Consider the following 18,002-nt stretch of genomic DNA (forward strand, 5'->3'; position numbering starts at 1 on the left):
CGATAGTTGAATACAGACATGACGGCATCCGGCCAGACGATGAAGTGACCCCTTAAAGTTAGACAAATATTTTTATGCAACCTGTTGGGCATGAGCTCGGTACTGTACGGGGCTCATGCCCACTAATTTTGACTTGATGCGTTTGTGATTGTAGTAATCAATGTATCGTTCTAGTTCTTGCTTAAAGTGATCTACACTTTCAAACTCATTAAGATAAAGAAACTCCGACTTCATAATGCCAAAGAAGTTTTCCATTACCGCGTTATCGTAACACTTTCCTTTGCGCGACATGCTTTGGGTAATTCCTTGTTTCTTTAAAGCGTGCTGATACTGTTTCATCTGATAGTGCCAGCCTTGATCCGAATGCAGGAGGAGTTCATCCTCTCTGGATAAGCGTTTAAAGGCCTTATTCAGCATCTCGGAGACTAGGGAATAGGTAGGGCGAGACCCTATTGTGTAAGTGATAATTTCACCGTTAAACAAGTCCAAAACAGGTGATAAATACAGCTTTTCTCCACATAACTTAAATTCCGTTATATCGGTAACCCATTTCTCATTTGGTTTTTCCGCTTGAAAATTACGATCGAGTACGTTAGGTGCAATTTTACCAACTGTTCCTTTGTGGGAACGGTATCTCTTCCTACGCACCACTGATTTCAAGCCTAATTCTTTCATGATACGCTGCACTTTTTTATGATTAACTCGGTGTTCCCGATTAAATAGTTCATCACCGATACGACGATAGCCATAATGTCCCTGATGTTCTTCGTAAATGGATTGAATAAGGACTTTCAGATCTTCGTCTGGGTCTGGCTTGCCAAACTGCTTCACCAAATAATAAAAGGTGCTACGTTTGACTCCAGCCAGCTTTAGCAATGCAACCACCGGGAATTCAAGCCTTAATTCATAGACTAATTGCGCTTTGTCTTGTTTGGTGATTTTTCCTTGTTTTGAACTAAGGCATTCAACTTTTTTAGATAGGCGTTTTCCATACGCAAACGCTCTACTTCAGCTTGTAACGCTTCGACTGATCCCACGGCAGGTTCTTGTCTTTTCGTAATGTTTTTATTCTTATCTGTCATTCGTAGACGCCCCTTTTTCTTTGATTTCAGGGCGTCCATTCCATGTTCATTGAATTGACTACGCCATTTTCTAATGATTCCAGGAGAGGAAATATTGAAAATGACAGCTGCTTCATTTGGAGACGTCCCATTCTCGTTCATGTAGTTGAGTACGTCTAGTTTATATGTCATTGAGTAAGCTGTATAGCTCTTTTCAAAAGCTTTTACACCGTTATATTCGTATTGCCTAATCCACATACGTAAAGCTTCATGATTTATCCCTAATGATTTTGCAATGCTTTTCACTCCTTCTGCACCATTCTGATACCTATGAATGGCCTTCAATTTCACATCTAAACTTAAATAAGGCAAAAAAACTGCGCCTCCAATGTTAGTCGTGTCTAACAATTGGGGTGCAGTTCACCTGGTCCGCCGCTGTTTCTTTTTTATTCAGTCTAATACTTATTTTATAAGGCTGGCGAATTCAAATCTCATAATCCCCGTTAAATCAAGCACTCCAGTCTAAGACTTTATTTTCACTAGACAGATTCTATTCTCGCCATCATATTTTCGGAATCAGACTTTTCTTATTATTAATTTAGCAGGATCAAGGACAACTTTAATCGGATAATCAACATTATATTTCACCTTTAGTAAACTTTTTTGTTCCCCCAAATATTAAATGCCCTACCAATTATTCTAGCGGCGTAACGTTGCACATCTTGCAAATTTGCGACTAATGATCTTATCTTGCATGTTGGATTATTCACTTACAGTTTGCTCCGCATCATTAGACAAATTGCCTTTACGGAATCCGATGCGCCGATCAAGATGAAAAAAGTGTCTCGGCAGCGGATCCGCACCGCAATCCAAGATCTAATGCTCGTCTTTGCACCCTTCGTGTAGTTAATCATCGACATTGTAATCAGATCAATAATTTACAGTAATTTATAACAATATACTACAATGACGTATCGCACTTCTTTCTCCTATACTAAAGTTGTTATAAATTAGAAGGCCAACTAACGAGAGGTGTCGGAATAGTCCGAGATTTGTAAGATCAGGAGGGGATGAAGTTTTGATTTATGTTGATGGTACCCTATTCAGCACCATCGAAATATCAAACAAAGTCGGATCTTGGAAATTGAATGCAAGTAAGAATAGAAAAGGACGGAATTTGTATACTGCTTGTCTGAAAAATCCGTTTGATATCATAGGTCTTGTATTATTTGCGCGCGAATTGGGAGAAGCATTACTGCTTCTTCCCCCAGATACGCCGATTCAAACGGCACTTGAGAATGCAAATCGGGTAGGTTCCGATTATCTTATTATGGATAACGGTAACCAAGTCATTCCTCTTGCCGGTACGCATGAAAATCATTTGCCTGGGTTGCTGCAGTTTAGTTCTGGCACTACCGGGGAGCCCAAACTGGTGTTTCGGTCTTGGGAAGATATTGATATTGAAGTGGAAAACTATAATTGGGCATTAGGTAGTTCGTCAGAGGAATGTCCTTTAATCCTGGTTCCGGTTTCCCACTCCTTTGGATTAATTGCGGGTGTTTTGTCCGCGATCGCAAGAAATACAATCCCGAAGATTATTCGTAATAAAAACCCGAAGTTTGCAATGGGCATGATTCATTCCCACCCGTCTTCCCTAGTCTATGGAGTACCCTATTTATTTCACTTATACGATACACTCAGCAAAGGTGAAATCAGATATCATAAGCTGCTTAGTTCCGGAGCACCTATGTCGGAAGCTTTATTCGACAAACTAATCAGCACGACGAAGGGAATATGGCATCAATACGGCAGTTCAGAAACAGGTTGTATCTCACTTGGAGAAAATCCGTCTTCCTCGCAAGACGTAGGCAAGCCGTTAGGCCATCTTACGTTGTCTTTCAATGCCGTCCATACTAGCGATAGCGCATATGAAGAAATCGTAGTCAGCAATGGGGTCAAAGATGTCCTGACGAAGGATATTGGCCACCTGTCCCAATCAGGGAGCTTGCACGTATTGGGCAGATGCGATGATCTCATTAACGTATCCGGATTGAAGGTAATTCCCTCTGAGGTTGAAAGTGTGATTGGCCGTATGCCAGAAGTGAGAGAGGTTGTCGTTCATCGAATCAGCCATAAGATTTGGGGGGAAGCAATCAAAGCGCAGATCGTCCCATCGTCTACGGTAAACGAACAGCAGCTAAAGACATGGTGTTTAAAACATTTGCCGACCTATAAAGTTCCAAGTGTATTTCATTTCGTGAACGAAATCCCAAAAATGCCATCAGGTAAAGTAAGCCGAAAACTATTACAAGACTTGGAGGGTTCCAAATGAGTTTGAATCGAGAAGAAATTATTAATCAGCTTAAATCTGTCATAGTTAACAACCTGGAAATTGAGCTTGCTGAAGACCTCAATGAATCTGATCGTTTGTATGAGGATTTAAATATTGATTCCATCATGTCGCTGCAGCTAGTTGTGTACATTGAAGAGGTCTTCAATGTTTCCGTTCCGGAAGAAGAGATCGATCCTACGGTATACGAGACGGTTGGCAAGCTCGCGACATTCATCGAGCAATTGCAGGCGGCTTAGGATGATAACGAATAAAATCAAATTGGGAATTGTCGGCTTTGGCAGGATTGTAGAATTAATCCACCTTCCCTTATTGAAAAAAACGGCAGAAATCGAAGTTGTCGGTGTGTATGATATTACGCCTCAAAGAAGGGAATTAGCGATGAATCGAGGGTTTCAGGTATATAGCGATCTGGATGCTATGATTGATAGCGACTTGGATGCGTTGCTGATTGCGACCCCACCCAACAGTCATTACCAGATTGCTTCAAACGCCCTGCGAAAAGGCAAGCATGTGCTGGTCGAAAAGCCGGTTACCGAATCGTTAAGCGAGGCGGAGCATTTAGCAAGTCTTGCGAAAGAAAGAGGATTGATCTTATCGGTCTTCCAGAATCGCCGTTATGATCCGGATTTTCTGTTCTTAAAAAACTACCTAGCTACTGACATGCTCGGAGAGATCCTGTTTGTCGAAAGACGCCACCATATGTTTGGTTCTGGCGCATCTTTCGGTGTTAAATCGTTTTATCCCGATTGGCGAAAAGAAGCAAGATACGGTGGTGGTGCACTGCTCGACTGGGGCGTTCATCTCGTGGATCAGCTTCTTCAACTGAATCTGGGAAAAGTACAGCAAGTAGACGGAAGAATGACAACGCTTCGCTGGAACCAGTCGGAAGTCGAAGATTGCGTTCAAGCCAACCTAAGTCTCCAGAATGGCATCACCATGTTGTTGGAGGTTAATTTTGGCTCAAATGCTTCTTTGCCGATGTGGGTGGTCGGTGGAGACAGGGCCACGTTGCAGATCAATTCGGCGAAGGAAGCCGTTTTACTGCAGAAGGGGAAGCCGGCCGAGCATTTACCGATCTCTATTGATGGCTTGAAAGACGGCGCAGAACGAATTTATTCTTCCTTTGCTTCATGCCTGCTAAGAGGTGAAGAGAACGAGATTAAACCCGAAGAAGTGATTGATACCATGAAAATACTAGATGCGATCCGCATATCGTCAAAACAAAAGGAGACCGTTCATGGGAATACACTTTTCAGCTCCTCAAGTTGAATTTGAAATTATTAAAGAGAAATGGCTGCAGGCCGTTCAAGACTTGGCTAAACGGGGCGTATTCGTCGGCAGCCCGGCTGTTAATCGGTTTGAAGACCTGTTTGCCAAATATACCGGTGTAGCACATACGGTAGGCGTAGCAAATGGTACAGATGCAATTTTCCTGGCTCTTAAGGCATTAGGCATCGGACCCGGGGATGAAGTCATTACGGCAGCCAATACATTCATCGCCACTGTTGAAGCTATTCACCATACCGGAGCCACTCCTGTATTGGTGGATTGCGATCCGACAACCTTTCTTCTGAATGAGGAGCAGGTCAAACAAAGCGTGAACCCCAACACGAAAGCCATCATTGCTGTTCATCTGTATGGTCAAATGGTTGATCTTGAGCATTTGGCTGCTTGGGCAGGCGAGAAAGGGATTCACGTCATTGAAGACAGCGCCCAAGCAGCAGGTGCTATTTTAAGAGGTAGACGGGCCGGAAGTGTGGGGATAATGGGATGCTTCAGCTTCTATCCGGAGAAAAACCTTGGTGCGCTCGGCGATGCAGGAGGGATCACGGTGCGATCCGATGAATATGCCACGATCCTGCGCAAGCTTCGCAACCATGGGGGAGAAATTCGTTATCAGCATGATATCCCGGGCTTCAACAGCCGGCTGGATCCGATTCAAGCAATCGCTCTCGAGCTGAAGCTGGCTTATCTAGATGAGTGGTCCGCATACCGGCGAGAAATAGCGCGAATGTACGATTCTGAGCTGTCGCAATTTGGATCAATTCATATTCCATCCAATCGCGGGGATGAGAGTCATGTGTATCATCTATACGTCATAAGAGTTACGGAGGAATTCAGAGATGAACTGCGCAAAGAACTACAAAAGAAAGGAATTCTGACGGCAGTTCAATATCCCGTTCCTGTTCATTTGACGCCTGCATTCTCCTACTTGGGCTATGAAGTTGGGTCGTTCCCAACGGCTGAGCAGTATGCTAAAGAAATACTATCCTTGCCTATTCATATCGCCATGAACGAAGAGTCTGTATCGGCGGTCATCCATACGATCCGCAATTACATGGGCGCGAGACAAATTTAGAATGCGAGGTGCTTACGTCGATGCTGCATGACCATGATCCTTCCGTATCCGACTTTGTAAAGGCTAAAATTGGCGAGCTGCTGGAAATAAAAGACGCTGTTGGTATGGATTTGGATTTACGCTTGTTAGGCATGGATTCTTTGAAGACAATCACGCTTATCGTCACTATTGAAAATGAGTTTGACCTTACTTTCGACGATGAAGAATTGATGCTGGACAATCTGGAAACGATCGATAAAATCGTAAGGAAAATCCAGCACAAAAGAGGATGCTTACATGAAAGCTAGTCAAATTCATTGCTTTTTTGACTGCTTGTCCTATATTGTTGACGCTGACCCTTACCTGGACAGCAGACCAGTCTATATCGGTGTGTGGGACTCCCCTTTCGGGATAACGGACGAAGGCATTCTGTATTACGGAACCGGCATCCGAATCAATCAATTGGCAGCCTATTTCACGACGATGTATGGCAGCCATCTTGAGAACTGGATTGACTATGATCAATCAAGAGAAGATAATTGGCTGTTGTTTAAACAACAAATCATAGGAGAATCGGAATATCTCATCATCATGGTTGATTTGTACAACTTGCCGAATTCGCTTCAGTATCAGAAGAAGCATTTGCCGCATTTGGTCATCGTTCAACGCCGGACGGAGGATGGATGGTATCTTATCGATCCCTATTTTGGCTGGGAAGGGGAAGTAGCCGAGGAACATCTGGAAAAGTCGTTCGGATGCGCAAACCTGTTGATGGGGATTACAATTGATGCAAATGTATTATCACAGCCATCGGTTGAGAGTGTATCAGCCCAATTTATACGAAGCTTTAATCCCAATCGCAGCAAAATGGTTTCGGAGGTACACCGCTTTATTGACCGGCTTGAGAATACCCAAGCGGAATCTGCTTGGAAGCATCTGCACTACAAGCTTGAGAATCTGGCTATTATATCGAAGAGGCTTCGCGGCTACAGCCAGTTATTTACTTTTTTCTCCCTTGAGCAAGGCCAAAACATGGATGAATTACGGGCAGTGGACAAGCTGGTCATGATGTGGGATCAGTTTCTGGTTGCCGTGTTCCGGATTGGCCTATTAGGGAAAAATGGTGATATTGCGGCATTAAAAAGCAAACTGACATCGATCAAGCAGCATGAATTAACCATAAAGAAGAAGCTTCTCGATGCTTTTGAAGAATGGAGGGCTAAGAATGAATGCTTCATTGAATGAGCTTCCTCGGTTTGGTTATATCGACGGAACGCCTAAACGGATTAACGAGCGTGTGGTCGACGGTCAATGGGTTCAATATCTTGGTGAGTATGCGGAATTAGTCAAAATTCAACCGATTGAGATCTACAAACTGTTCGGCGGAACAATGAAACAATGGTTTAGCCGATTTCCGGATTCCTTACATGAAACCTCGATTGCGCTGGGGAAACTGTGCGAAAAACATCGTATAAAGACTTTGTATGTCAATATGCCAACTGTCATTCCGTATCTATTGATGGCAAGGAATGATGCCAGCTTGGATCTTGGACTGTTGTTTCTCGCACATTCTGTCGGGTCGGAATTTTGGTTGAAGCAATGGGTAGCCATCGCCCCGTTAATCACGAAACGGGATGTGTTGCTTGTCAGTACCCATTCCAGTAAGGAGGCCTTGAAACAGATCTCCAATCGATACGAGATAGCCAAACACATTCCCTTGTCAATTGAATTGCCTGAACGGTACGAACGAGTCATTTCTAGATCGGCTGGCATTAACTTGCTGTCGATTGGAAGACTTGAGGACGTCAAAAATATTCACCTGCTGCTTGAAGTGTTTGCTATGTTGAAAGAACAACGGCCAAATGTCCGTTTGAAGATCGCAGGCGAATACACCGGCAGTTCCGAAGAGCAGATCAATAGCTATCAGGAATTGCTGAATGGACAGCTTGACAAGTGGGGATTGCACGACAGCGTTGAATTCACGGGGCCTGTAAGCGGGGAAGCTAAGAATCAACTATTCCGGGATTGCGACATTTTGATCAATCTTTCCACAGATCCGGGTGAAACCTTCGGTTATATCCTCATTGAAGCACAAGCATGGGGAATGGCGATTATTTGTACCCGGTGGGACGGATTTCAGGAAATTGTGAATGATGGTCAGGACGGATTGTTTATCGATTGCAGTTGGGACGGTGACGTGCCCCAAATCGATCGAGAGCAAATAATCGAGCAATGTCTTCGCCTTTTGGATGACAGAAAGAAGCTGCAAGCTTTCTCAGATCGCGCTTTCGAATCGGTCCGAAAATTTGATTATCGAACCCTGTTTCCGCAAATTGTCGATGCAACGAACCAATCGCTTGCCTATCAGCTTCCGGTTTTCGATGATCTTGTCGCCATGCTGAATTCTGAAATTTCAGAATTAAAAGAATATTATCAGTTGGATAACCTAGTCCATGCCAACCTTGCTCACAAGAAGCTTCTTACGATCGCGGGAGATGAATGCGGACAATCTTTAGAAGCTTGGATGCCGTTGGCTAAGCCTGTTATCCATCATTTCGCAGGCAGGGGCCAATATGCAGAGCTATAAATTATTCAAGAGAGTATCCGCCCTGATTCAGCTTCGATGGAAGCTTACTATTTTTGCTTACTTTTGTACGGTTTTGAGCATGGGCCTTAACATGCTGCAACCCCTCCTGTTTTCTCTAATCATCGACGGGGTGTTAGTTAAGGGCGAATCCGACAAGTTAGTTCCTTTACTGCTACTGTCGGTAGCCTGCGCTAGTGCAAGTGTCGTGCTCGAAATCGCGAGGGATAGTATTTTTCGATATCTCGATATTCGGACGACCCTGGATTTGCGAAATCGGATCTTGTCCCACTTTCGAAAAATACCCCAGACCGAGATCGAAAAACATGGGCCTGGCAAATACATGCCATTGTTGGGAGGAGATACAACCGTAACATCTTCCTTTCTCCACCGCATTCTAGTAGAGATGGTCATACAATTTGTAAGCGTAGGCTGTGCAGTTGGCATGATTTTTTACATGAATTTAAACATGGGTTTTCTTGCGGTTCTTAGTATTCCCATCCTATTATTCCTTCCCAGGATTTTTCAAAAAAAGCTGACATACGTTTCACGTAGAATTCGAACTCACAACGAAACGATCGGAGCCCATCTCTATGAGAACGTGCAAGGATCAAGAGAAATCCGCGCCTATGGTTTAGAGGGATGGGAAACAGAGAAGAACGATCGGCTTTACAAAGGACTCATCTCTATCAGCATGAAGGAAACGCTCTATAGAACCACGACAGGGCAAGCTGGCACGCTTGCAATCAGTTTAATCATTGTGCTGTTATACGGCTTCGGCAGCAAACAGATTTTGAACGGTGCTATGACGATCGGGATGCTGGTGGCGATGGTGCAGTACTTCAACAATGCCTTGCGGCCGATGCAGATTGTGAACAACTTTTTTGGGGATATCAAGCACGCGGAAGTTGCTGTTGAACGAATCGAGGAATTTCTAGATACCCCGGTGGAGGCGGCACATCTTATAACGCCTGCACAGGAACGGACCATAACGGAATGGTTAACTGTTCCGGCGATCGGAGACCGCATCGAGATAGACAGCCGTAACCTTCATGTCTCCTATGATGGGATCAAAATTCTGAAAGGCATTGATCTTACGATCAGGCGTGGTCAAGTCCATGCATTTGTCGGCAGAAGCGGTTCGGGGAAAACGACGTTCTTTAAAACACTTTTGGGCTTTATGCCCGTGACTAGCGGGGAATTGGTTTTGGCCGACCGGTCCCTGAAGAATTGGCCCCGAGAGGAACTATCCCGCCATATCGGTATGATGTTCCAAGAGTCATTTATATTTGCAGGGACACTGTATGAGAATATTGCGTTGGGTGATTTGGCGGCTAACGAGGAACAGGTATACCAAGCGGCATGCGGAGCCGGATTGCAATCGTTTGTTGATAGCCTCCCGGATGGATTGCATACCAGGATCGATAACCAAGGCTTTCAATTATCCGGCGGACAGAGGCAGCGGCTGGCTATCGCCAGATTAATTGTGAAGAAACCGGAAGTCCTAATTCTGGATGAGCCAACCTCAGCATTGGACAGAGCGACGGAGGATGATGTGCTGGCTACACTTCGCACGGTAATGGAAGGCAAGACTACGCTGATCTCCACACACAGAATTGAAACCATCAAGTCTGCCGATAACATTCTCGTATTCGACAACGGGAAAATCATCGATTCGGGAACACATCATGAACTGATGTTGCGCTGCGAGCATTATGCGCTGCTTGTGGCAGGCAAGAATTCCGATCAGGCCATGGCGGCGCTTCAAAAATGATGATTAGGAAGGATGTGACGCATGAGACTGTCCCTGGAACTTCTTCAAAAGGAAAATATCGTGAAGCTTGCACCTATGGAATGCTTTACCTCCTGTCTCATGACTTATATCAAAATGTCCGGTGAGGATCCTTCCGTCATGCTCCTGGATTATTGGAATCTTCACTACAAATTTAAAACTTTGATTTCAAGCAAAGATGCGCGACAGTTGAAGGTAGGCCGCTTTTTTGATATCGACATGACACTTGTCAGAGGGAACAAAGAAACTCTTGAAGTCGAGCTGGCTAAAGGAAATAGCGTAATATTCCTATGCAAAGCGTCCCAGCTGTCTTACTTCCCCTCTTCCATGTTAGGACTGGAGGATTCCGGTTTTCAACACAGTATTCTGATATGCGGCAGAGAGCAGGGAGAGACCGAAGGGGATAAGGTCGTGGATCCCATGCTCGATTATATTGGCAGTGTCTCCATGCAGGATCTGGTCTCGGCAGGGAGTCGGGGTAATGGAACTGAACTGCTGTACTTCAAGTTGACTAAATTGGCACAAGCCTTTCAGCGCTCTACAATCAATGAAATCGTATCGAATTGCGCGGAGCGCAACTTGAAGTATTATGAACAAACGATTAACGCCAAGCCTGGCCTCTCGGAGACGAACCAAGCATCCGCAGCAAGCAAAGAAGCGGAATGGATGGAGTGGTTCAGCAATCGTCAGGGCGGTGCCGAGGCGCTGGTCCGATTCGCGGAGGATGCTCGGCAGTCGCTTTCCTGGACAAGCAAGTCCAGAAAAGGCTGGATTGATCGGAATCTGTTAACGATAACCGCAATTATCCAAATTCGCCAACAGGTTTGGAAACAATTCTGCCAATCACAGATATTGTCGGAAGAGGTAGTGCGGTCCGGAGAAGCCAGTATGGATCAAATCGTGAAAGGCTGGAAATCCCTGCATTTTAAACTAATCAAATACAAGACCATAACAGACGGATTCCCAGGCCAGATTGACGCGATAACACAAACAGCCGATCACATTCGAAACGAGGAGCTTCAAATTCTCCGCAGGATGGCTGCTATTGGAGAATCGTTAAAGGAGAGCGCGGAATGAGTGTGGATCTGGACAATATTCTCAAGGAAATTATCATTCGCCATTCCTTAATCGAAGTGTATCATCTCGAAATTCATGACGATTCCGACCTGATCAACGAGTTTGGGCTAGATTCAATGTCAATCGTTAATATATTCGTAGACATTGAAAGCGAGCTAAAGATTGAAATCAGGGTTGAAGAATTCCGCGAGCCGGTTATGAATCAATTCTCTGCCTTAAAGAGGCATGTCTCCGGGAAACTCGCCCAAAAAATTTATCAATAAACGGGAGGGAAGTTGTGAGTATAAGTTGGTTATTGCAAGAGATGGAGGCTCATTCCGTAAAAGATGCCTTGATTCTGGACGATCAAAGCATTACGTATAAAACCCTTCTCGATCATTTTCGGCAGTGGGTCGCTATTCTGAAGGACATTGAGATCCAACCGGGTGAGATCGTTGCTCTGCAAGGGGACTATTCTCCCCTCGTCTGCGCGGCCATTCTGGCACTTATCGCTAACGGAAATATTACCGTTCCCCTTTCTTCAATGGTGGATTCGGATATTCCTAAGCTTCTGGATATTGCAGAAGTGCAAGTTTCTTTCACATGCGACGGTGATCGTTATCACGTTCAGAGGCATGCCAGGGAGGTTAGTCATCCGATTCTAGTGGACCTGTCAAACCGGCAAGAACCCGGGCTAGTGTTGTTCAGCTCTGGAAGCACAGGATTTCCGAAAGGGATTGTCCACAATTTCAACAAGCTGCTGGAGAAGTACAAAAAGAAACGTAACACACTCCGGACGCTGGCTTTTCTTCTATTTGATCACATTGGTGGAATCAATACGCTGTTTCACACCCTTGCGAACGGTGGAACGGTCATTTGTCCCCGCGGACGTACGGTCCATGACATTGTGTCCGCGATCGAGAAGCATCGTGTCGAGCTGATTCCAACAACGCCAAGCTTCCTGAATCTGCTTCTCTTGCAGGATGCCGGCCTCAACGGCGATCTCTCGTCACTAAAAGTCATCACGTATGGGACTGAAATGATGCATGAGAAGACGCTTATTCATTTGTGCCAGAAACTTCCTGAGGTCCAGTTCAAGCAGACGTATGGGTTATCCGAGTTAGGGATCATGAGTTCCAAGTCCCAAGCCTCCGATTCACTATGGCTCAAGATCGGTGGAGAAGGGATCGAAACAAAAATAGAAAATAATATTTTGTTCATCCGGTCCCAAACGGCAATGAAGGGCTATCTGAATGCGCCTTCGCCATTCGATGACGAGGGATGGTTCAATACCCAGGATCAAGTGATGACCGATGGGGAATACATTCGCTTCCTGGGGCGGAAATCAGAAATGATCAATGTTGGAGGTCAGAAAGTCTATCCGGCAGAGGTAGAGAATCTGCTACTGCAAATGCCGGAGATCGAGGATGTGCTCGTCAAAGGTATGCCGAATGCGCTTCTCGGAAGCGTGGTTTCTGCCGTAGTGAATACCAGCCAAAGCATGAGTGAATCTGAAATAAAAAAAAGGATTACCGAATTCTGTAAGGGGAAAATCGAGAGGTTCAAAATTCCTGTTTATGTCATCATCCAGGATAATGAACTGCATTCGAAACGTTTCAAGAAAATCAGGAAATGAGAGGTTGGAGCGGATGATTTCAGATACACAGCAGCCCATCCTTGTTAACCTTTCCGCGATGATGTGTGCGGAATCCTGCATTCTTACATCCTTAAACTACAGGGGCCTTGATTACCGTTATTTCATGCTTGAATGCTGGAGTCTGCTCTATGAATCCAGCCTGATTTTGGCTGGTAAGAATATCACTCGATACGATCTGGATGCAGTCTACGGTATACAGACACTGGAAGTGAATGGTGGAATTGCTCGCTTGATAGAAGCAGTCGGTAACCTAAAAATCTCCATCGTATCCACGCTCAGCTCGAAGTTGGATTTTTTTCCCGATTACCAAATAACGTTCGAATCGGAAGGATTCAAGCACCAACTTGTCGTGGTCGACTACGATCATCACTTGGATGCGTTCCATGTGCTGGATCCGATTGCAAATTACAGCGGAAAAATAAAGTCGGCCGATCTTTTGCGGGCCAGCACGGAAGAAACAGGCTTTCGATTCCTGGAGCTTGAATTCCCCCAAAATCCCAAGGTTATACCGGTCTGCGAGATTTTCAGCAGGGCGACTATGATTAACATCAACCGGATGGGAATAAACGCTGAATCGGTGAAAGCGATGCGTCTTGACGTGCGTTCACTGGCCATGTGGGATGAAAGAAAACGAAATCAATGGCTTGAACAGAACAATCTGACCATCGCGACAATTATTAAAGCCAGGCAGATGGTGTGGAATTGTTATGTGGAATTGAATGTGCTGCCTGAATGCAACTACCCCCTCCTTAACGAAAGTTTTCATAGAATCATTGGAGAATGGACCTCGATCAATTTCTTTCTGCTCAAATACAAGCATCAGCAACAGTCGGGAGCGAAGCACGCGCATACCATTGATTCAAAACTTGAGCATGTATTCCTTGCCGAGAAAAGCTTTATCGAGCTGCTGTATGCCTTGGGACAGACCGCCGGATAAAATTAAAGGTGTCGAGAGGAGGACTTTCCATGCAAGCTAACGTTGTCGTAATCCATGCAGATGAAGAGCCTATAAAGGGGATTGATAATCCCACACCGAATCAAATTTACAAAAATGTTCGAGTCTCACTGAAGGAAAGAGAACTGGGAATGCTGGGTCCCGACGATATTCGCGTACAGATCGCCTATGTAGGTATCTGCGGTACGGATGTTCACCTGACTACCAATCATCCAGAGACGGGCTATATTTCATGTTCCGCTCCGCTTTCCATACCGGAGGAAGGAAGGGTAATCGGACATGAGGGGGTTGGGAAAGTCATCGCGGTTGGCAATAATATGTCCCATCTTGCCTTGGGGAGCTACGTGGCGCTTGAATCAATTATCATCTGTCATCGATGCACTGCCTGCAGGCGGGGGAAATTTAACCAATGCCTGAACGCAAAGCTTCTCGGTCTAGAACAAGACGGAATTTTGGGCACCATTGTTGATGTTCCCGGCTCACTTGCCCATGATTTGACCTTGTTTATTCGATCGGAGTCAGATTTGATGGCCGCCGCGAACATAGAACCAGCTGCTGTGGCCTATGTAGGCTGCGAGAATGCTCAACTAGTACCAGGTGAGAAGGTTGCGATATTCGGAGCCGGTCCTATTGGACTCTTCGTTGCGATGCTGTGCAGGCAGGTTTTTGGATCCTCGGAAATTCATATGATCGAACCGAACGAATTTCGCAGAAATTTTGCAAGACCTTGGGCGGATCATGTGCATGATGTTGAGTCGTTTTTTTATCGATCAATCGATGGGATTGATGTCGTGTTTGAAGCTTCAGCCATTTTACAGAACGTGACTAGAGTCATCCGCCGTATCAATGCGAATGGACGTGTTATTTTATTGGGCAGAAAAGGGTATCCCTTTAATATCCAGGATGTGGATCATATGATCACGAACGAGATTACGATTAAAGGTTCGAGAGGGCATTTAGGGGGCGCGTTTGAAAAAGTAATGCGTCTTCACCAATCAAATCGGATTAATTTACTGGATGTCGTTACGCAAAGCGTTCACGGCTTGAAGGAGGCCAGCGACATGCTGATGCACTCCGAACGAATCGAACAAGAGAATTGCAAGGTTATAGTGAACGTAAGCTCATACTGAACCATCAAAGGAGGGGGAAGCATGAATTCAACCGACGAATCGAAAAAACTGGCATTGCGGAATCCACCGATCATTGGTTATTTGCACCATGCGCACAAGCTGTCCATAGCTTCCGTGATCGAAGGATTTGACACTTGGCTGCTGAATTACTTTATCCAGTTAAAATGTCATACGGATCTGTCCACGAATAGACATAGACAATTGGATTTCTACCATGATTCTCATAATCCGGACAACCTGCTACAGATCGATGCTTTCGACGGGCTTCTGTGGATTGACTTTTTCGCTGGAAAGGAACTGGTGCAGCACTACAAGGATGGCATGGTTGATTTCCTGATTGATCAGCTAAACATGAATAAGTATGTGGAATTTACAGTAGATGAATTTTTTATCCCCGGCACCTCATTTTATAAAAAGTTCACCATGGGACATCAAATTCTTGTTCATGGATACGATTTGAACAAAAAAACATTCAATATCGCCACCTTCATTCAGGAACAATTCACAATCGACGCCGAAATCTCGTTTCATGAATTGTTGGAAGCCTTTCAGAATGCGCCTTGGTTTTTCTGTTTTCTCATCCGAATTCCCGATGAACCAATTAAGCCGGTCATGGACATCACAAAGATATGCAACACGATAGAAAATTACCTTGCCGGACGACGTTCGGCTAATGATGAATCCCGGCAAGGGCAAGACACGAGCGTATATGGTATCCGAATATATGAGTGCGTCACAGCCTATGTGGATTGTCTAATTAACCGAAAAACTCATTATGATGTAAGGCCTCTTCATCTTCTTTGGGAACATAAAAAGCTCATGAAAATGAGGATTGAAGCGATGGAGGCTGCGGACTTATTGAATCCGGAGCAGGGTGTGACTGTGAGATACACTGAAGTCGAAAGTCTTGTCCGGATTTCAAGAGCTCTGTTGATGAAATATCAGATCACAAAGGGTATCAATCTATTAGACAAAATAAAGGTCAATCTGAAAAAAACATTAGAGCTGGAAACCGAATTATTAACTGAAGTGTTGGATATGATTAAACGCAGCCGATGATGTAGTAGAATAAGCAAGGGGAAGTTTGCCAAAGGCTACTACTCCTTTTTTTTGTTAATTTAAATATTGCATAATTAAGGTTGCACCTGCTATATCCTCATAATATAAAAACAAAAATCTGTAATAGATTTATTAAATTCATCTTAAGTCATAAAATATAGCGATATTTGATAAAGAGATGGAAATGGTCGAAAGGAGCTTCGGACATGACGGCTCCTAGGTCTACCCCAGGCATTTCGAGTGGTTAGCAAGGAAGATAATCTTGTACTACCTAACCGCTCGTGGCTTCCCTAACGGCCTTAACTCTTTGTCATGAAAAGTTTATTAAAGAAGTGTCCACTTTTTTTCTAGTTTCATTGTTAGGCTTACATTTTTTTTCGATAGGTGTGTTTTATGGTTGGTAATTTTCTAATTAATAGGAAAAAATCCGTCATTTCGGGCAGGGTGGGGATCGAATTCTAACGAATTTTGGAACAACGAAAAGAGAGATTCACGGTTTATAGGCTCTGTTTTCTAAATGATTTTGGAATATCTGTGTAAAGAGAATCTTTCAGTGCACTGGATCATGGCACCCAACTTGATCTTATGAAGAAGAAGCGATATTCAACTAACGGTAACTATAGCTTAACAAACATAGGACGAGGCTGCCGGCATGAAATGGCAGCCTCGTCCTGCTAACGGGCAGGTTAGCGGAACTACAAGGAGGATGACTATTTATTCTTTAAGCGAAGACTTTCAATATAATGATAGTTATTTTATTGTTGGTTTTCTGATTATGGCTGGCGTAATTATTTATAACCTTTTAAGAAAAAAGAAGTGACTTACCGTTCAACTATCGGGCACTATAGCTTAATAAACACATAGAGAGGACATGAGACCACATCTACTAACGATATTCCAGAACGTAGAATATAAAACGCAGACTAAAGCTGTTTCGGAGCACCATTTGGTTGGACCATTGAAAGTGAATGGGGAAAGCAACGACCTTAGCATCATACTTCCAAAGGCAAGGAACTTCTACTCAAGCTGCCTACGGCAGTTTTTCATGACGTTCGCACCGATCATGAATGGATTGTTCGTCTCAATGGCTTCGAAGATATACGAAGCGTATTCATAGCTGCGGCAGTGCTTCAACTTCCTGTCATTGACATGTGATTCACGCATCGACTTCCTGCCTTTGATATGGGCAACGCAGCTGCAAAGATATTCATCCAACGGAATGTTGAACTGCTCGATAAGTTCTGGACAGCTTTTCTTAATGAAGAGCGTCGATCTGTATCCGGGAATTAAACGCCGTGCCGCAGAGAAACAGAAGGAGTAGCATCAAAATATGATTCGCTTCGAGCTCATGCTCAAGTATGGCGACTATATTACCGAAACGTCCGAGCATAATGCAGGAAACCATCTGTAAATTCGATGATGGGTATAATGATGGAAGTATAAGTTGAAGATAGTGAAGTCTATATAGGTTGGTTTATAGCATGATTATAACCTAATAAAAGGATGAGGAAACATGAAAGAGAATTTCGTTCACATGTTTGAAAAGCCTTATATACGTAAAGTACTTCAAGAATTAAATACTATGGGGTATGAGAGTGAGATGGCTAAAAAGGTTCTCGTCCGCTTCTATAAAAATGCAAGGCGGTTATGGGGGTTTCGACTTCAACCTAGAGAATTTGCATGCGAAATTGATGAGGTCTACAAAGCAGTAACACGGAAATTTGACCCAAATGACCCAGACCATATATATGTTGGACATTTACGCGGGCAGGTTAGTGTTAGGGAGTTTGTTAAATCATTTAATAGGAAGTGAATGACCAACACAAGCATATATGTGTTTTTAACTTTTTTAATAAAAGGATTTCAAGAAAAGTAAATTGATTTAAAAATGCTATATTGAAGGTTTCGCTGAAAATCTATATCTGATAACATCATTCTCGTTTCATAAAGATGTGAAGTGGGGATTGTTTTTTAAATACTTATTTACTGACAAATAGGTGCCCAACTGAAGCATTTA

At 44.1% G+C, this 18,002-nt stretch carries 17 protein-coding genes and 2 pseudogenes; 17 read left to right on the plus strand and 2 right to left on the minus strand.

The genetic code is table 11. The annotated features are described in order from the left end of the window. Window positions 1-72: 72 nt before the first annotated feature. Window positions 73-1,433 (minus strand): IS3 family transposase gene (locus tag MRBLPE1_RS15055; protein ID WP_364146524.1). Its coding sequence is split into 2 segments (ribosomal slippage): window positions 73-977 and window positions 977-1,433, totalling 1,362 coding nucleotides; the frame shifts between segments, so codons are not numbered across the junction. A 706-nt stretch (window positions 1,434-2,139) separates the two neighbouring features. Between MRBLPE1_RS15055 and MRBLPE1_RS15060 the strand changes: the two genes are divergently transcribed. The 15 genes from MRBLPE1_RS15060 (at window position 2,140) to MRBLPE1_RS15130 (ending at window position 16,805) form a co-directional block, all read left to right on the plus strand. After that, window positions 2,140-3,393 (plus strand): AMP-binding enzyme, encoded by a 1,254-nt coding sequence (locus MRBLPE1_RS15060; protein WP_364146526.1) that lies wholly within the window; start codon window positions 2,140-2,142, stop codon window positions 3,391-3,393. Next, on the plus strand, window positions 3,390-3,650 hold the full coding sequence (locus tag MRBLPE1_RS15065) for a phosphopantetheine-binding protein (RefSeq protein ID WP_364146527.1): 261 nt from the start codon (window positions 3,390-3,392) through the stop codon (window positions 3,648-3,650). Before MRBLPE1_RS15060 ends, MRBLPE1_RS15065 begins: the two co-directional genes overlap by 4 nt. A gap of 1 nt (window position 3,651) precedes the next feature. Further along, window positions 3,652-4,683 carry a Gfo/Idh/MocA family protein gene (locus tag MRBLPE1_RS15070; protein ID WP_364146529.1) on the plus strand — a complete coding sequence of 344 codons (1,032 nt, stop codon included), beginning with the start codon at window positions 3,652-3,654 and terminating at the stop codon, window positions 4,681-4,683. Further along, window positions 4,652-5,773, plus strand: a complete 1,122-nt coding sequence (locus MRBLPE1_RS15075) for a DegT/DnrJ/EryC1/StrS family aminotransferase (protein WP_364146531.1) — start codon at window positions 4,652-4,654, stop codon at window positions 5,771-5,773. Before MRBLPE1_RS15070 ends, MRBLPE1_RS15075 begins: the two co-directional genes overlap by 32 nt. A gap of 20 nt (window positions 5,774-5,793) precedes the next feature. Then, complete coding sequence (locus tag MRBLPE1_RS15080; RefSeq protein ID WP_364146533.1) at window positions 5,794-6,060, plus strand: acyl carrier protein; 267 nt, start codon at window positions 5,794-5,796, stop codon at window positions 6,058-6,060. Continuing rightward, window positions 6,050-6,997: a DUF6005 family protein gene (locus tag MRBLPE1_RS15085; protein ID WP_364146534.1), complete on the plus strand. Its 948-nt coding sequence runs from the start codon at window positions 6,050-6,052 to the stop codon at window positions 6,995-6,997. Before MRBLPE1_RS15080 ends, MRBLPE1_RS15085 begins: the two co-directional genes overlap by 11 nt. After that, window positions 6,978-8,339 carry a glycosyltransferase family 4 protein gene (locus MRBLPE1_RS15090; RefSeq protein ID WP_364146536.1) on the plus strand — a complete coding sequence of 454 codons (1,362 nt, stop codon included), beginning with the start codon at window positions 6,978-6,980 and terminating at the stop codon, window positions 8,337-8,339. The genes MRBLPE1_RS15085 and MRBLPE1_RS15090 overlap by 20 nt, the downstream gene beginning before the upstream one ends. Next, on the plus strand, window positions 8,326-10,110 hold the full coding sequence (locus tag MRBLPE1_RS15095) for an ABC transporter ATP-binding protein (RefSeq protein WP_364146538.1): 1,785 nt from the start codon (window positions 8,326-8,328) through the stop codon (window positions 10,108-10,110). The genes MRBLPE1_RS15090 and MRBLPE1_RS15095 overlap by 14 nt, the downstream gene beginning before the upstream one ends. Window positions 10,111-10,131: 21 nt before the next feature. Further along, window positions 10,132-11,205, plus strand: coding sequence for a hypothetical protein (locus MRBLPE1_RS15100; protein WP_364146540.1), 1,074 nt, complete (start codon window positions 10,132-10,134; stop codon window positions 11,203-11,205). Next, entirely contained in the window at window positions 11,202-11,468 is a 267-nt protein-coding gene (locus MRBLPE1_RS15105) for an acyl carrier protein (protein ID WP_364146542.1), read from the plus strand. Before MRBLPE1_RS15100 ends, MRBLPE1_RS15105 begins: the two co-directional genes overlap by 4 nt. 14 nt (window positions 11,469-11,482) lie before the next feature. Then, entirely contained in the window at window positions 11,483-12,820 is a 1,338-nt protein-coding gene (locus MRBLPE1_RS15110) for a long-chain fatty acid--CoA ligase (RefSeq protein ID WP_364146543.1), read from the plus strand. Between the two features lie 13 nt (window positions 12,821-12,833). After that, complete coding sequence (locus MRBLPE1_RS15115) at window positions 12,834-13,778, plus strand: hypothetical protein (RefSeq protein WP_364146545.1); 945 nt, start codon at window positions 12,834-12,836, stop codon at window positions 13,776-13,778. Window positions 13,779-13,807: 29 nt separating this feature from the next. Beyond that, window positions 13,808-14,926: a zinc-dependent alcohol dehydrogenase gene (locus MRBLPE1_RS15120; RefSeq protein WP_364146547.1), complete on the plus strand. Its 1,119-nt coding sequence runs from the start codon at window positions 13,808-13,810 to the stop codon at window positions 14,924-14,926. Window positions 14,927-14,947: 21 nt separating this feature from the next. After that, entirely contained in the window at window positions 14,948-15,985 is a 1,038-nt protein-coding gene (locus tag MRBLPE1_RS15125; RefSeq protein WP_364146549.1) for a hypothetical protein, read from the plus strand. Window positions 15,986-16,637: 652 nt separating this feature from the next. Further along, entirely contained in the window at window positions 16,638-16,805 is a 168-nt protein-coding gene (locus tag MRBLPE1_RS15130; protein ID WP_364146551.1) for a hypothetical protein, read from the plus strand. Window positions 16,806-17,029: 224 nt separating this feature from the next. Here the strand turns inward: MRBLPE1_RS15130 and MRBLPE1_RS15135 are convergent. Further along, window positions 17,030-17,248, minus strand: a pseudogene (locus tag MRBLPE1_RS15135) (alpha-glucosidase/alpha-galactosidase); the annotation flags it as partial. Between the two features lie 4 nt (window positions 17,249-17,252). Between MRBLPE1_RS15135 and MRBLPE1_RS33160 the strand changes: the two are divergent. Beyond that, window positions 17,253-17,390 (plus strand): annotated as a pseudogene (locus tag MRBLPE1_RS33160) (alpha-glucosidase/alpha-galactosidase); the annotation flags it as partial. A gap of 108 nt (window positions 17,391-17,498) precedes the next feature. Continuing rightward, window positions 17,499-17,798, plus strand: coding sequence for a hypothetical protein (locus MRBLPE1_RS15140; RefSeq protein ID WP_364146553.1), 300 nt, complete (start codon window positions 17,499-17,501; stop codon window positions 17,796-17,798). Window positions 17,799-18,002: the final 204 nt, after the last annotated feature.

Origin of the sequence: Paenibacillus sp. LPE1-1-1.1 (assembly GCF_040676435.1) — a bacterium.
Lineage (GTDB): Bacteria > Bacillota > Bacilli > Paenibacillales > Paenibacillaceae > Pristimantibacillus.

What these genes read in the sequence shown, in the direction of transcription:
- MRBLPE1_RS15065 (WP_364146527.1), top strand. Translation starts at nt 3,390, where the DNA reads ATGAGTTTGAATCGAGAAGAAATTATTAATCAGCTTAAATCTGTCATA.
- MRBLPE1_RS15070 (WP_364146529.1), top strand. Translation starts at nt 3,652, where the DNA reads ATGATAACGAATAAAATCAAATTGGGAATTGTCGGCTTTGGCAGGATT.
- MRBLPE1_RS15075 (WP_364146531.1), top strand. Translation starts at nt 4,652, where the DNA reads ATGGGAATACACTTTTCAGCTCCTCAAGTTGAATTTGAAATTATTAAA.
- MRBLPE1_RS15080 (WP_364146533.1), top strand. Translation starts at nt 5,794, where the DNA reads ATGCTGCATGACCATGATCCTTCCGTATCCGACTTTGTAAAGGCTAAA.
- MRBLPE1_RS15085 (WP_364146534.1), top strand. Translation starts at nt 6,050, where the DNA reads ATGAAAGCTAGTCAAATTCATTGCTTTTTTGACTGCTTGTCCTATATT.
- MRBLPE1_RS15090 (WP_364146536.1), top strand. Translation starts at nt 6,978, where the DNA reads ATGAATGCTTCATTGAATGAGCTTCCTCGGTTTGGTTATATCGACGGA.
- MRBLPE1_RS15095 (WP_364146538.1), top strand. Translation starts at nt 8,326, where the DNA reads ATGCAGAGCTATAAATTATTCAAGAGAGTATCCGCCCTGATTCAGCTT.
- MRBLPE1_RS15100 (WP_364146540.1), top strand. Translation starts at nt 10,132, where the DNA reads ATGAGACTGTCCCTGGAACTTCTTCAAAAGGAAAATATCGTGAAGCTT.
- MRBLPE1_RS15105 (WP_364146542.1), top strand. Translation starts at nt 11,202, where the DNA reads ATGAGTGTGGATCTGGACAATATTCTCAAGGAAATTATCATTCGCCAT.
- MRBLPE1_RS15115 (WP_364146545.1), top strand. Translation starts at nt 12,834, where the DNA reads ATGATTTCAGATACACAGCAGCCCATCCTTGTTAACCTTTCCGCGATG.
- MRBLPE1_RS15120 (WP_364146547.1), top strand. Translation starts at nt 13,808, where the DNA reads ATGCAAGCTAACGTTGTCGTAATCCATGCAGATGAAGAGCCTATAAAG.
- MRBLPE1_RS15125 (WP_364146549.1), top strand. Translation starts at nt 14,948, where the DNA reads ATGAATTCAACCGACGAATCGAAAAAACTGGCATTGCGGAATCCACCG.
- MRBLPE1_RS15130 (WP_364146551.1), top strand. Translation starts at nt 16,638, where the DNA reads ATGAAATGGCAGCCTCGTCCTGCTAACGGGCAGGTTAGCGGAACTACA.
- MRBLPE1_RS15140 (WP_364146553.1), top strand. Translation starts at nt 17,499, where the DNA reads ATGAAAGAGAATTTCGTTCACATGTTTGAAAAGCCTTATATACGTAAA.